The sequence below is a fragment of the Pseudomonas sp. Ma2-10 genome (genome assembly GCF_054330215.1).
In genome coordinates this window covers 36,936-49,783 of record NZ_JBTEYL010000007.1, presented here as the reverse complement: position 1 = coordinate 49,783, position 12,848 = coordinate 36,936, and the positions used below count along the sequence as shown (strand labels likewise).

Sequence of the window (12,848 nt, the reverse complement as noted above, 5' to 3'; positions counted from 1 at the left end):
TCATAGCAGGAAGCCGAGCGCGCTCAGGCTGTCGGTGGAATTGATCAGGCGTACGACCTTGCGTTCCAACGTCGCCACTCCGTCGGTGAAGCGAATGCGGTGGTTCAGGTCGGCCACGAACGGCGTATGCACGCCGCGTTTGTAGGCATACAGTAGCTGCGCGGAATTGACTTCAACGAGGTCGCCCGCCGCTTCCACCAAACGGAACCGCGAGACGCTGCGCACGGTTTTCGCCGCATCCACCGCCGACGGTGAATAGCCGGCGGTCAGGCGTTCGATGCGCAAGTCACGCATACGCGCGTCGTCGTAGGCGTAGTTGAGGGTGGCTTCAAAGTCTTCGGTGTCCGGGTCAATCGGCACGATGTACCGACCGCTTTCGCTCCACAACGACGCCCACTCGGCGTAATTCTTGTGGTCGAGCAGTTCGGCTTCGCGCCAGATGAATTCGATGGCCTGGGCCAACGGACCGGAAAAACCGTTCAGGGTGTCGTGATTGCTCATTGGCTCATCATCCTTTTCCACATGTCATAGGCACCGCGCATGCCGCCCTCGTCAGTGGCGTGGGAGACCTTGTCGCCGTTGTCGGCAATGATTTCGCGATTGAGGCCACGGTTGACCAGGATCGGCGCGTCGACACCGGCGTACGAACCGCGCTGCACACGGTCCCAGGCCTCGGCATCGTCCGGGCTGCCGAAACCGAACGGGCCCTGGAAGTGTTCGTGAATGCGCATCCGTTCGCGGTTGGCGATCTCCGGGCCGCCGTCCATGCCGAGCGCGACGTGGCGGATCTCAGTTTCAGTGACCGAGATCGGGCGCAGCACGCGGAAGAACGACATCGACATCGCGACGTTCGGGAACAGGTTGAGGTTGAAACCGGCGCCGTGCAGCGAGCGGACGATGCGACGGACTTGCGCAGGCTCCATGGTTTTCGACAGTTCTTCAGTGACGTGAGCGAAACGCTCCTGCAACTGTTCGGTGCCGTCGTCATGATCCAGGTCGACATGCTCGGGCACCATCACCATCACGCTGTGACCGTTGCCCAGCGAATGAGTGACGGCCTGTTCGTCGGTCATGAACGAGAGCATTTCCGAGGTTTCTTCATCCACCGACGACATGAACGACTTGTGCACGATCGGGAAGTGGTAACCGTCGGTGGTGTTTTCCAGTTGGATCTTCCAGTTGCCTTTGAAGCTGAACTTGTGTTCGCCCTGGGTCTTGATCGGATAGCCAGCGCCCTGCTTCATGAACAGGTCCATCCAGTGTTTCGCGCCACCGAGGAAGTCTTCCAGCGGTTCGATCTCATCGTTGTAACTGGCGAACACCATGCCGGCGTAGCTTTCGACGCGCAGGCTGGTGAGCGGCAGTTCGGACTTTTCCAGAATGCCTTCGTAGCCGTCCGGATAAGGCAGCGCACGCAGCTTGCCGTCCAGGCCATACGACCAACTGTGGTACGGGCAGGTGAAACCGGTGGCGTTGCCTTTGTGCTTTTCACACACAGTGGCGCCACGGTGCCGGCAGCGATTTTCCAGGACGTTGATGTTGTTCTTTTTATCGCGGACAACGATCACCGGACGCCGGCCGATGGTCGCGGTCTTGAAGTCACCGCTGTTGCGCACTTCACTTTCGTGAGCGACCCACACCCAGGTGCGGTAGAAAATCTTTTCCAGCTCGGCTTCGAAGAGCGCCGGATCGTTGTACAGCGAGACGTCAACGCGGTCGTGTTTGACCAGTTCGTCCGGGCTTTTAGACGTTGCGATCAACCGGTATTCATGAGTGCTCATGCGGTCCTCCTCATGGCTTTTTAAGATTTATTTTTAGAGGCGGGCCGTTCACCGGCCATGCTCTTTTGCAGCTGCGCACCGAAAGCGCAGACGAGTTCGTCCTGACCTTTACGGCCAACAATCTGCAGGCCGACTTTCAGCCCGCCGCAATCCAGTTCCACCGGTATCGTCAGTGCTGGATGGCCGCTGAGGTTGAAAGGTCTTACCAGCGGCGTCATGCCGGCCACGGCTTTGCTCGCACTGCGGGCTTCGTTCAGCGTGGGTGGCAGGCTCGGCAACGTCGGCAAAAGCAGTACCGCGAATTCTTCCAGGGCGGCATCCACCTGCTGGCTGAAGCGCACGCGCACCTTTTCGGCTTCCGCCAGGTCAGCGGCGCTGGTGCGGCTGGCGGCCAACAGGCGCTGTTCCACATCCGCGCCGATCAGGCCTTTGCCGGTAAGGTGGCCAAACGCGGCCCAGTTTTCGAAATTGATGACGGTCAGGCCGGCGGCGAATGCGGCGTCGAATTCGCTCAGTTGCACGCTACTGCGACGCCAACCCGCACGGTCGGCAGCGGCGCCGAGGCACGCGTGCAGATGCGGGTCGCAGGCGACGTCGAGGAAGCCCACTGACACATTGCTCGAAGGCAGGTTTTGAACCCGGAAGTCGGGGCAGATCACCTGCATCGCGGCAATCAGGTCGTCCATGTTCGCCGCGAACGGTCCCACGCAATCGAGGCTGGACACTGCCGGATGCGCGCCCACGCGGCTGACTCGCCCGTAAGTCGGTTTCAGCCCGGCGATGCCGCAACACGCCGCTGGTACACGTACTGAACCGCCGGTGTCGGTGCCAATGGCAATGTCTGCCAGGCCTGCCGCGACGGCTGCTGCCGAACCGCTGGAGGAGCCGCCCGGGACCCGATCCGGTGCTTGCGGATTGATCGGCGTGCCGGTCCAGTCGTTAATGCCGGTAACACCGAAGGCCAGCTCATGCATGTTGGTTTTGCCAACGATCTGCCAACCGGCGTCGAGGATCGCGTCTACCACCTCGGCGTTGCGTGTTGCAGGCATGGCATCGGCAAATGCGCGGCTGCCCGAACGTGTCGGATGCCCGGCAATGTCGATCGAGTCTTTGATCGCGACCCGTTTGCCACCGCCGCCCAGTAAGAACTCGCTGATAAAAGTACTCATACACCCAGCTCCGTGTTGAATAAGCGTTGCGTACGAAAATGCGCGATCAACCAGACACCGTCGACACAGCGGAAATCGATGTTCAGCCGCGTGCCGAACAATTCGCTGCGCCGATCGGCGTAGGTGCAAATCTGCTGCATGATCCATTGCCCTTGCGCCGTGCTGCCGTCGACCACGATCGACTCGCTGGTGAGGTAATGCAGGTTCAGGCGAAAGTGCTCGGACGGTGGCAAGTAACCGGCCACAAACGTCGCCACGGCGTCACGCCCCCGGTGCTGGCCAAAGGTCTGCGCGGTCTGGCTGCCAACGCCTTCCCAGATGGCATCGGCACTGAACAACTGCGCCAACTCGCTGATATGGGTGGCCGCCCGGGGTACATCGCACAGGTCCATGTAGCGCGCCATCAAACGGCGCACCTGACTCTCCCCTTCGAGCGTCTTGAGACGCTGCAGCAAGGCCTCGTTCATGGCTTAAACCTTGGCGGCGTCAGGGATGGTCAGCGGACGGCCGATGCGCGCTTCGACCTTGGCGTAGCGCCACAGGCTGTATTCGTTCACCGGCGTGGTGCGGAACAGGTTGCAGGCGTCGATCACCGACTGATGGCAATCGACGTCGGCCATGATGTAGACGGTCCATGGTGAGGTCGTGGATGGGCCGACCATCAAGCGGTCATCGTCCATCGCGCCCAGCACGGTGATGCCCGGCATGGCGCCGAGTGAGCCCATCATCTGGCTGAAGCCTTTCCACACGCTCAGGCCTTCGCCGGTCGGCAAGTCGAAAAAGTTCTGGGTGATGCCGATGCAAAAGACGACGCGCAGGGGTTCTTGGGTAGCTTGCGACATGGGATTGATCCTTGAAGAAGTGATGACGATTCAGATGTAGCCAGGAAATGGCGGTACGCCGAGGAACACCGAACCGGCGCCGTCATACAGGCCTTCGCTGAGAAATGCGTGCTGGGTGACCACCATCGAGTCGCGCAGGTAACGCTGCAGCGGATGGCGCAAGTAAATCGCGGTGGTCCCCGCCAGGCTGTAAGCGCTCTGCACCACGGCCGCACCCGCACGTGAAACGTGAATGGCAGAGAGGCGCAACAGGCTAGTTTGTTCGGCGGTGACCGGGTTGCCGGCGAGGATCGAGTTCCACACCTGCTCGGTAGCGCCGTAGAAGAAGCCGCGTGCGGCGGCGAGTTGCGCTTCGGCCTTGGCAATCTCGATGCGCACATAGGGGCGGTCGGCCATCTTCGGCGCGCCGGTGATGCCACTGCCGGCGGCCATGCGGCTGACTTCGTCGAGCGCTGCACGGGCCAGGCCGAGGTTGACCACCGCCAGCACTTGCGCGGCGTAGGCAATCGACGGGTAGCGGAACAACGGTTCATCGACGGTTGAGGCACCACCACGAATGAAGGTCCAGCGCTCATCGACGCGTTTGTCGTTGACTCGCAGGTCATGGCTGCCGGTGCCTTTGAGACCGACCACATCCCAGTTTTCGATGATCTCGACCTGGCTTGCCGGGAATACTGCTGTGCGCGGCTTGCCGCCGGCAGCGCCGATACCGACACCTAGCAAATCAGCGCCTTTGCAGCCGCTGGCAAATTTCCAGGTGCCGTTAACCTGCCATCCGCCCTCTACTGCCTCGGCGGGCTGCAACGGGAACAAGCCAGCGGCGAACACCAGATCAGGGCTTTGCGCGTAAATCTCGGCCAGGGTTTCTTTCGGCAAAGCCGCAAGATAGACGCCGGCGCTACCAAAACTGGCCACCCAGCCTGCGGAGCCGTCGGCTTCGGAGATGCGTTCAATTATGTGTAGAAATTGTGCCGGTGCCATGGCGTTACCGCCGTAGCATTTCGGTGTCGCGGCACGGTAGATGCCCACCTGTTTGAAGCGCTCGATCATGTCCCGTGGCACGTGGGAGCCGGTGTCGAATTCGTTCCGACGCTGGCGCACCTCGTCGAGCACCTGCTGAAATTCCCGACTCTCGACGATATTATCGACAACGCTTGGCAGAGCGTCTTTTTCCGCGACAGCTGAACGCAGCATGGGCTTCTCTCCGTTTATTTGTTATTAGCCGGAGCCTGCCTGGAGGCGTGGCGACCGTTGATGGGTTCAGTGTAAAAACCGCATCGGGTCACCACTATTGGGGCGTGCAGCCCCTCGGCTAAAGAAAACCCCTAGCCCGCCCCCCGTTACCTCTGAGCGCATCCCCACACGCAAGACGGTATAAAACGCCATACTTCCACTTTCACCCCTAGTGGAACTCTCCGCCTCCAAGGGTTGCGCGATGTATCTACCAAAACCGAACGACTTTTACACCCTCATCGAAGCCATGCCGTTGTGCATCATTCTTCACGACGCACAGAGCAAGGAGATTCTCTGGGCCAACGCCGCGGCCTTGAAGGCGCTCGGCTTTACCCTGGAAGAACTTACTCCACTGAAGGCCCCGGACATGACCCGCGACGCACCGAAGTACCGCCGCTCGGTAGGTTTGCGTTGGCTGGAGGGCGCCGCGCGCACTGGCCAGCGCGCCATCGAGTGGTGTTATCGCTCCAAACAAGGGGTGGAAATTCTGTCCGAGGCGGTCGCGACCCTGGTGCATCTGGATGGCCGCGATGTGCTGATGGTGCAGTTCCGCGACATCTCCAAGGAAGACAAGGTCAAACGCGACCTCAAGCGTTTCGAAAGCCGGCTCAAAGCGTTTATGCAGGACCTGGCCGAGGGCGTTGCGGTGCTCGGTCCGCAAGGTGATATCCGCTTTATCAGCGACTCCGGCGCGCACTTGCTCAACGGTGAGGAACACGCGCTGATCGGCGAAAACTTCCTCGCCTGGTGCGACGAGCCTTCGCGCCTGCGCCTGCTGCACCAGATGGCCAGCGAACAACCGGAGCACGCGCCCTTCAGCGTGCACTACCACGTGCAGCGGCGTGACGGTGAGTGGCGCTGGCATGACGCGACGTGCCGTTTTATCGAGATTGAAGACGACCTGATCGGCCATCTGCTGCTGTTCCGCGACGTCACCGAGCAAGTCCGCGCCGAAGAAGCACGGCGCGTCAGCGAGCAAAAGCTCGAGTACCTGGCACGCTACAACGCGATGGGCGAAATGGCCGTGGCCATCGCTCATGAACTGAGTCAGCCACTGGCCGCCACTCGCAACTTCATTGAAGGCGCGGTAATTCGCCTGGGTAACGTTGAAACGACTGAACAAGGCGTTGCCTGGGGTTTGCAAAACGCCGTGCGACAAATCGAGCATGCCTCGCTGATCATCAAAAGCGTGCGCGATTACGTGGTCAAGCTGGAGCAATCCGAAGAGCTGATTGACCTCAATGAGCTGCTGCGCGAAACCCGTTACTTCATCAGCCTGCGCGCCGCCCCAAGCTTGATCAAAGTCGACATTGTCACCAGCCCTGAACCGCTGCTGGTGAGTTGCGAGAAAGTGTTGATCGGCCAGGTCATCCTCAACCTGGCCTTCAATGCGATTGAAGAGATGAGCGATTTGCCCGTCGAACGGCGCCTGCTGCGCATCCATGCCAGCGCCGACAAAGAGGTCGCATTAGTGAGCATCGAAGACTGCGGTCGCGGCATTCAAGCCGAGGCGCAAGAGAAGCTTTTCGACGGCTTCTTCTCTTCCAAGGTCAGCGGTAACGGCATCGGCCTGGCCCTGTGCAAAAACATCATCGGCCGTCACCGTGGCGATATCTGGGCGCAAAACCTCGAGCCCTGCGGCGCCGTTTTTACCTTCTCCCTTCCCCTCGCAACCCCCGCCTGACCCCGCAATCGCGGCGTGTGTGGCCAGTTTCATCAGACTGGCACAGACACACAAACACTTGGCAGCCACAACAATTCTTCGGTTTTCCCGGCGAGGCAGAATCGAACTGCAAAAATCTGCCACTGCACCCGCGATGTGCGAGAACAATAATTCAGGGAGTTCCCCCTAATGCGAGCCACCAGGATCACCGTACAGTCAGGGCTGAGTCTCAGCCTGCTGGTACTCGGTTTGAATAATGCCAGCGCGGACCTGCCCGCTGACACAATCGGCCAGACCACCTTGGCGTTTCCCGCTGAAGCACACCGAGCATTCATCATTGATGTTGAATTCGAGAGTTTCGTGGCGGGCCGTGTCACCGTGGTCGACCCTGACAAAAAACGCGTCCTCGGCATGGTGCCGACCGGCTTTGCCGCCCCCTCGACGCTGAGCCATGACCGCAAGACGATCTACAGCGCCGACATCTTCTACTCCCGTGGTACCCGCGGTACGCGTACCGATGTGCTGACCGCCTGGGACAGCTCGACCCTGTCGCCGGCCTGGGAGCTGTTGATTCCGACCAAACGCGCCGAATCCCTGACCCAGCGTTACTCGCTGAAGCCGAGCGGCGATGACCGTTTCGTCTACGTCTACAACTTCACCCCTTCGACCTCTGTGACCGTAGTCGATACCCAAGCCAAGGCCGTCACCACCGAAATCGCGATTCCGGGTTGCGTGCTCAACTACCCGATCGGCAACCGCCGTTTCGCCTCGCTGTGTGGCGACGGCAGCTTGCAGGTGGTCACTCTCAATGAGCAGGGGCAGGAAGCCTCGCGCAACCGCACGCCGTTCTTCGACCCGAACGCGGAAAAACTGGTGGAGCGCGCCGTGAACGTCGGCGACACCTATTACTTCACCACCACAACGGGCACCGTGCGGCCGGTGGATTTTGCCGGTGAAGCGCCAAAGATCCTGCCGTCCTGGTCGTTGACCACCGACGAGGAAAAGAAAGCCGGCTGGGCTCCGGGTGGCTGGCAGCTGATGGCCGTCGCGCCGAAGCTGGACCGTTTGTACGTGCTGATGCACGACGCTCACGAACCCATGAAGTGGGAAGACCCAAGCCCGCTGATCTGGGCCTTTGACCTCAAGACCCACAAGAAACTGGCGACCCTGCAAGCACCGGTTCCGGTGTGGAGCATGCAAGCGACCGGCGACGACAAACCGCTGTTGCTCGGCACCGACGTGGAAGGCGGCTTGCAGATCTTCGACCTCAAGACCAACACGCTCACCGGCAGCATGCCGAAAGTCGCGAAAACGGCGACTCAGGTTCTGAGCTACTAACGAGGTTCGGCCATGCACACAGATCCGATCTTCATCATTGCCAGCGCACTCGCTATTGCCGTGTTGCTGGCCAGTGCCGCAACTCACAAGTTGCGGGCACCGGCGCGTTTCGCCAAGCAACTGGCTGACTACCAACTGCTGCCCAACTCACTGGTGCGTCCGAGCGCCAGCCTGATTCCACTGTTTGAGCTGGTGATTGCCTTCGCGTTGCTGGTTCCGGTCAGCCGTGCCTGGGCAGCGTTGAGTGCCGCAAGCCTGCTGGCACTGTATGCCGCCGCCATCGGCATCAACCTGTGGCGCGGCCGTCGCGACATCGACTGCGGCTGTGCCGGTCCGGACCAGGCGCAACCACTGCGCCCGGTTCTGCTGCTGCGCAACACCGTGCTGGTAGGGCTGGCGCTGCTTGCCAGCGTGACGCCGATAGTCCGTGACCTGAACATTTTCGATGGCTTTGTGACTGTCTCAGCCAGTGCTGTTGCGCTGCTCATTTACGCCGCAGCCGATGGCTTGCTGGCGAACTCCCCTCTTCTGCTCAAACTGATTGGTAGGTGATCAATGGAAGGCTTAATCGTTTCCAACGTTCTGCTCTGGATGCTGCTGCTGGCCGTGGCGTTTGTCGTCATGGGCCTGGTTCGGCAAATTGGTGTGCTGCACGGCCGACTGGCCCCGGCCGGTGCGCTGATGGTCGACAAAGGCGTGGCCGTCAACGAGCCCGCGCCGCAAGTCACCGCGACCGACCGTCACGGTCGCCCGGTGAACTTTGGCTATGCCGGTGAAAAATCCCAACTGCTGTTCTTCCTCTCGCCGACCTGCCCGATCTGCAAATCCCTGCTGCCGGCCATTAAATCCATCGCCAAGGAACAGGCCGATCGTCTCGACGTGGTGTTCATCAGCGACGGCGACATGGACGCTCAGCAAGCGCTGATCCGCGAACACAAACTGGACGACGCCACTTACGTGGTCGGCCCGCAAGTGGGCATGACCTATCAGATTGGCAAGCTGCCTTACGCTGCGCTGATCGACAAGGCTGGCACCCTGCGCGCCAAAGGCCTGGTCAATTCCCGCGAGCACCTGGACAGCCTGTTCGAAGTCGAGCACCTGAAAAGCGCCACGCTGCAGGAATACCTGAACAGCCAATCTCACACGCACGACCACAGCCACGGCCATAGCCACTGATTAAGGCAGGGAGACTTTTATGAAACTGCTGGATCTGTTGTTTGAACGCTCGGCTCGCCGTGTCGCCGACACCACCTCGCGACGCAAACTGCTCGCGCGCATGGGTTCCTTGATGGTCGCGGGCGCTGCGCTGCCCTTGCTGTTGCCGCTGGACCGCACCAGCAAAGCCCTGGCCGCCGATAACCCGAAAGCCGGCGACCCGGGTGATCCAAACAGCTGCGACTACTGGCGTTATTGTTCCATCGATGGCTTCTTGTGCAGCTGCTGCGGAGGCTCGGTCACGTCCTGCCCGCCGGGCACGGAAGCGTCGCAAGTCACCTGGATCGGCACCTGCCGCAACCCGGCCGACGGAAAGGACTACATCATTTCGTACAACGACTGCTGCGGTAAGCAAAGCTGCGCCCAGTGCGCGTGCACCCGTAACGACAGTGAAGAACCCGCCTATCGTCCGTTCAACAACAACGATGTGAACTGGTGCCTGGCCGCAAAATCGCACATCTACCACTGCACCGTTTCGATCATACGCGGCGTCGCGGTTTAACGCGCATTTGCCGTCGGTTGCTCGCGCAATCGGCGGTTTTTTTTCTGTGTTTGTGGGCTGCTTTTTTTTTGTTCATTGTTACCGACAACATGAAAAAGGTGCTTGTCATGCGTAGGTTGCTATTGCTCGGTCTTGTCTGCGTCATGACCGCCCCGCTCGTTTATGCCAGAGCCATTCCCAACCCGGCGCAGCGTCATGCTCCGGGCAACGAAGAACTTCAAAAACCCATTTCCGAGGCGGGCTACAGTGTTGGTGTGAACTACCAACTGCAATGCGCCGGTTGCCATCTGGGTGATGGTATGGGTTCCCCCGCCAATGACACGCCTCGGCTACAGGGGTTTGTCGGCAATTTTCTAAAAGTACCGGGCGGCCGCGAATTTCTCGTGCGCGTACCCGGTATGTCACAGTCCGCGCTTAATAACGCGCAGTTGGCCGATTTACTCAACTGGTTAATGCGTGAAGACGGCATGGCTGGCAAAAGCACCCCCGCGCACTACCAGCCTTACAACGCCGAAGAAGTCTCCGCGCTGCGCCAAAAAGCCATGCTCAACCTCCCGGGCACCCGCGCCGAATTGATAAAAGCAATGCGCGCGCAAGGCATTGCGATTGAAGACGGGATGAGTTACTGATTTCGGCACGGAGCAAAAGGTTTCTGGCAAGAATCAAAAAGAATCCATTGACCAGTTGTAGCAAAGTGCTACGTGTGCCTTTCTTCGGCTCGTATCAAGGAAAATAAGAAATGTTTACGTCCGTAGCGTTGCTAAAAAGAAAGCCGCTTGCCCGACTCGCGCTGGCCATTACCTTGGGCACCTTCGGGTTGCCTTGCTGGCTGCCCAATGCCGACGCCCATGGGGCAGCCGCCGAAATGGTGCCATTGCAATCGACCCTTGAGGACTTCGGCGCCACGGTCAAATGGGACGACTATTCCGACCTGTTCGTGATTGCCAAGGACGGTGTCTACCTCAAGGTCAAACCGGGTAGCAAGGTGGCCGTACTCAACGGTAAACGGATGGAGTTGTCAGTGCCGGTGGTGTTCAAAGGCAAGACGGCGTTCATGTCCAAGGACTTCATCAACCAGGTCTTCCAGTCCGGTCTGGACAAGACGTTTGTCGTCGAGACCCGCCCTAACCCGCTCAACCCGCTAAGCGCCGACGAAATCAAGGCGGCGGTGGATGTCGTCAAGAATTCCGCCAACTACAAACCCGGCTTTCGTTTCACCGAAGTTTCCGTCAATGAGCCCCCCAAGGATCAGGTCTGGAATTTCATCTACACCGGCCAAAACGTAACCCAGCCTCGCCAGGCCAATATTGTGGTGCTCGATGGCAAGCATGTGATCGAGGCGCTGGTCGATCTCGGCAGCAAGACACTCAAGTCCTGGAAACCTGTCGAAGGCGCTCACGGCATGGTGCTGCTGGACGACTTCGCGACCGTGCAGTCGGCCGTAGAGACGAGCCCAGAATACGCGCAAGCACTGGCCAAGCGCGGTATCACGGATGTCAAAAAAGTCGTGGCCACGCCATTGACCGTTGGTTACTTCGACGGCAAAGACGGTCTGGCGCAGGATAAACGCCTCCTGAAAATCGTCAGCTACCTCAATACCGGTGATGGCAACTACTGGGCGCACCCGATCGAGGGCCTGGTGGCGATTGTCGATCTGGAGCAGAAGAAGCTGATCAAGATCGAAGATGAGGCCGTCATCCCGGTTCCGATGAAGCCGACACCCTATGACGGGCGTGGCCGCAAAGGCACGCAGGTCAAGCCGCTGGAGATCATAGAGCCGGAAGGAAAGAACTACACCATTACCGGCAACAGCATTCATTGGCAGAACTGGGACTTTCATGTTCGCCTCGACTCGCGGGTCGGCCCGATACTGTCGACGGTCACTTATGACGACAAGGGCAAGAAACGCAAAATCATGTACGAGGGCTCGCTGGGCGGCATGATCGTGCCTTACGGCGATCCCGACGTCGGCTGGTACTTCAAGGCTTACCTCGACTCGGGCGATTACGGCATGGGCACGCTGACCTCGCCGATTGCGCGCGGCAAAGACGCCCCGGAAAACGCCGTGCTGCTGGACGCCACGATTGCCGACTACACCGGTGCACCCACTTCGATCCCGCGCGCGATGGCGGTATTCGAGCGCTACGCCGGTCCGGAATACAAACACCAGGAGATGGGCCAGCCCAATCTCAGCACCGAGCGTCGCGAACTGGTGGTGCGCTGGATCAGCACCGTCGGCAACTACGACTACATCTTCGACTGGGTCTTCCAGCAAAACGGCACCATTGGCATCGATGCCGGCGCTACCGGGATCGAAGCGGTCAAGGGTGTGAAATCCAAAACCATGCATGAGGCCACGGCCAAGGAAGACACCCGCTACGGCACCCTGCTGGACCACAACATCGTCGGCACCACCCACCAGCACATCTACAACTTCCGTCTGGATATGGATGTTGACGGTGAAAACAACTCACTGGTTGAAGTGAACCCGGTGGTGGTCGCGAACGACCGTGGCGGGCCCCGGACCAGTACGATGCAGACCGAGCACAACGTGGTCAGCACCGAACAACAAGCCGCGCAGAAATTCGACCCTTCGACCGTCCGCTTGATGACCAACTTCAGCAAGGAAAACAAAGTCGGCAACCCGGTTTCCTATCAGCTGATTCCGTATGCCGGCGGTACTCACCCGGTGGCCAAGGGAGCCAACTTCGGCAAGGACGAATGGCTCTATCACCGCCTGAGCTTCATGGACAAACAACTGTGGGTGACACGCTACAACCCGGACGAGAAATACCCGGAAGGTAAATACCCGAATCGCTCGGACCAAGATTCGGGTCTGGGTCAGTTCAGCCACGATAACCAGTCCATCGAAAATACCGACGATGTGGTCTGGCTGACCACGGGTACCACGCACATCGCGCGGGCCGAAGAATGGCCGATCATGCCGACCGAGTGGGTGCATGTGCTGTTGAAGCCGTGGAATTTCTTCGATGAAACGCCGACGTTGAACCTCAACGCCCTGAAGTAATGTGGNATCATGCCGACCGAGTGGGTGCATGTGCTGTTGAAGCCGTGGAATTTCTTCGATGAAACGCCGACGTTGAA

At 59.7% G+C, this 12,848-nt stretch carries 13 protein-coding genes; 7 read left to right on the top strand and 6 right to left on the bottom strand.

Annotated elements, in window-relative coordinates; all coding sequences use genetic code 11:
• Genes ACXPVS_RS11185 through ACXPVS_RS11160 form a run of 6 tightly spaced genes read right to left on the bottom strand, consistent with a single transcriptional unit; the run spans position 1 to position 4,986 of the window.
• Positions 1-501 carry an aromatic-ring-hydroxylating dioxygenase subunit beta gene (locus tag ACXPVS_RS11185; RefSeq protein ID WP_458509987.1) on the bottom strand — a complete coding sequence of 167 codons (501 nt, stop codon included), beginning with the start codon at positions 499-501 and terminating at the stop codon, positions 1-3.
• On the bottom strand, positions 498-1,781 hold the full coding sequence (locus ACXPVS_RS11180) for an aromatic ring-hydroxylating oxygenase subunit alpha (protein WP_458509986.1): 1,284 nt from the start codon (positions 1,779-1,781) through the stop codon (positions 498-500). Before ACXPVS_RS11180 ends, ACXPVS_RS11185 begins: the two co-directional genes overlap by 4 nt.
• A gap of 20 nt (positions 1,782-1,801) precedes the next feature.
• Entirely contained in the window at positions 1,802-2,950 is a 1,149-nt protein-coding gene (locus ACXPVS_RS11175) for an amidase (protein WP_458509985.1), read from the bottom strand.
• Complete coding sequence (locus tag ACXPVS_RS11170; RefSeq protein ID WP_458509984.1) at positions 2,947-3,417, bottom strand: nuclear transport factor 2 family protein; 471 nt, start codon at positions 3,415-3,417, stop codon at positions 2,947-2,949. The genes ACXPVS_RS11175 and ACXPVS_RS11170 overlap by 4 nt, the downstream gene beginning before the upstream one ends.
• A gap of 3 nt (positions 3,418-3,420) precedes the next feature.
• On the bottom strand, positions 3,421-3,792 hold the full coding sequence (locus ACXPVS_RS11165; RefSeq protein ID WP_033062066.1) for a hypothetical protein: 372 nt from the start codon (positions 3,790-3,792) through the stop codon (positions 3,421-3,423).
• A gap of 30 nt (positions 3,793-3,822) precedes the next feature.
• Entirely contained in the window at positions 3,823-4,986 is a 1,164-nt protein-coding gene (locus ACXPVS_RS11160) for an acyl-CoA dehydrogenase family protein (RefSeq protein WP_458509983.1), read from the bottom strand.
• Between the two features lie 241 nt (positions 4,987-5,227).
• Here ACXPVS_RS11160 and ACXPVS_RS11155 point away from each other — a divergent pair, with 241 nt between their 5' ends.
• From ACXPVS_RS11155 to tynA, 7 genes are all read left to right on the top strand, one after another.
• Positions 5,228-6,709, top strand: coding sequence for a PAS domain-containing sensor histidine kinase (locus ACXPVS_RS11155; RefSeq protein WP_111449674.1), 1,482 nt, complete (start codon positions 5,228-5,230; stop codon positions 6,707-6,709).
• Positions 6,710-6,877: 168 nt separating this feature from the next.
• Positions 6,878-8,026, top strand: a complete 1,149-nt coding sequence (locus ACXPVS_RS11150; RefSeq protein ID WP_458509982.1) for an amine dehydrogenase large subunit — start codon at positions 6,878-6,880, stop codon at positions 8,024-8,026.
• Between the two features lie 12 nt (positions 8,027-8,038).
• Entirely contained in the window at positions 8,039-8,578 is a 540-nt protein-coding gene (locus tag ACXPVS_RS11145) for a MauE/DoxX family redox-associated membrane protein (protein ID WP_458509981.1), read from the top strand.
• 3 nt (positions 8,579-8,581) lie between these two features.
• Positions 8,582-9,202 (top strand): methylamine dehydrogenase accessory protein MauD, encoded by a 621-nt coding sequence (mauD, locus tag ACXPVS_RS11140; protein ID WP_458509980.1) that lies wholly within the window; start codon positions 8,582-8,584, stop codon positions 9,200-9,202.
• Positions 9,203-9,221: 19 nt separating this feature from the next.
• Positions 9,222-9,743: a methylamine dehydrogenase light chain gene (locus tag ACXPVS_RS11135; RefSeq protein WP_033062059.1), complete on the top strand. Its 522-nt coding sequence runs from the start codon at positions 9,222-9,224 to the stop codon at positions 9,741-9,743.
• 107 nt (positions 9,744-9,850) lie between these two features.
• Complete coding sequence (locus ACXPVS_RS11130) at positions 9,851-10,372, top strand: cytochrome C (RefSeq protein ID WP_111449903.1); 522 nt, start codon at positions 9,851-9,853, stop codon at positions 10,370-10,372.
• A 110-nt stretch (positions 10,373-10,482) separates the two neighbouring features.
• Positions 10,483-12,771, top strand: a complete 2,289-nt coding sequence (tynA, locus tag ACXPVS_RS11125; protein WP_458509979.1) for a primary-amine oxidase — start codon at positions 10,483-10,485, stop codon at positions 12,769-12,771.
• Positions 12,772-12,848: the final 77 nt, after the last annotated feature.

Excerpts from the sequence above, each read along its gene's own strand:
- ACXPVS_RS11160 (WP_458509983.1), bottom strand. The coding sequence starts at position 4,986 with ATGCTGCGTTCAGCTGTCGCGGAAAAAGACGCTCTGCCAAGCGTTGTC.
- ACXPVS_RS11150 (WP_458509982.1), top strand. The coding sequence starts at position 6,878 with ATGCGAGCCACCAGGATCACCGTACAGTCAGGGCTGAGTCTCAGCCTG.
- ACXPVS_RS11145 (WP_458509981.1), top strand. The coding sequence starts at position 8,039 with ATGCACACAGATCCGATCTTCATCATTGCCAGCGCACTCGCTATTGCC.
- mauD (WP_458509980.1), top strand. The coding sequence starts at position 8,582 with ATGGAAGGCTTAATCGTTTCCAACGTTCTGCTCTGGATGCTGCTGCTG.
- ACXPVS_RS11165 (WP_033062066.1), bottom strand. The coding sequence starts at position 3,792 with ATGTCGCAAGCTACCCAAGAACCCCTGCGCGTCGTCTTTTGCATCGGC.
- ACXPVS_RS11130 (WP_111449903.1), top strand. The coding sequence starts at position 9,851 with ATGCGTAGGTTGCTATTGCTCGGTCTTGTCTGCGTCATGACCGCCCCG.
- ACXPVS_RS11185 (WP_458509987.1), bottom strand. The coding sequence starts at position 501 with ATGAGCAATCACGACACCCTGAACGGTTTTTCCGGTCCGTTGGCCCAG.
- ACXPVS_RS11170 (WP_458509984.1), bottom strand. The coding sequence starts at position 3,417 with ATGAACGAGGCCTTGCTGCAGCGTCTCAAGACGCTCGAAGGGGAGAGT.
- ACXPVS_RS11155 (WP_111449674.1), top strand. The coding sequence starts at position 5,228 with ATGTATCTACCAAAACCGAACGACTTTTACACCCTCATCGAAGCCATG.
- tynA (WP_458509979.1), top strand. The coding sequence starts at position 10,483 with ATGTTTACGTCCGTAGCGTTGCTAAAAAGAAAGCCGCTTGCCCGACTC.
- ACXPVS_RS11175 (WP_458509985.1), bottom strand. The coding sequence starts at position 2,950 with ATGAGTACTTTTATCAGCGAGTTCTTACTGGGCGGCGGTGGCAAACGG.
- ACXPVS_RS11135 (WP_033062059.1), top strand. The coding sequence starts at position 9,222 with ATGAAACTGCTGGATCTGTTGTTTGAACGCTCGGCTCGCCGTGTCGCC.
- ACXPVS_RS11180 (WP_458509986.1), bottom strand. The coding sequence starts at position 1,781 with ATGAGCACTCATGAATACCGGTTGATCGCAACGTCTAAAAGCCCGGAC.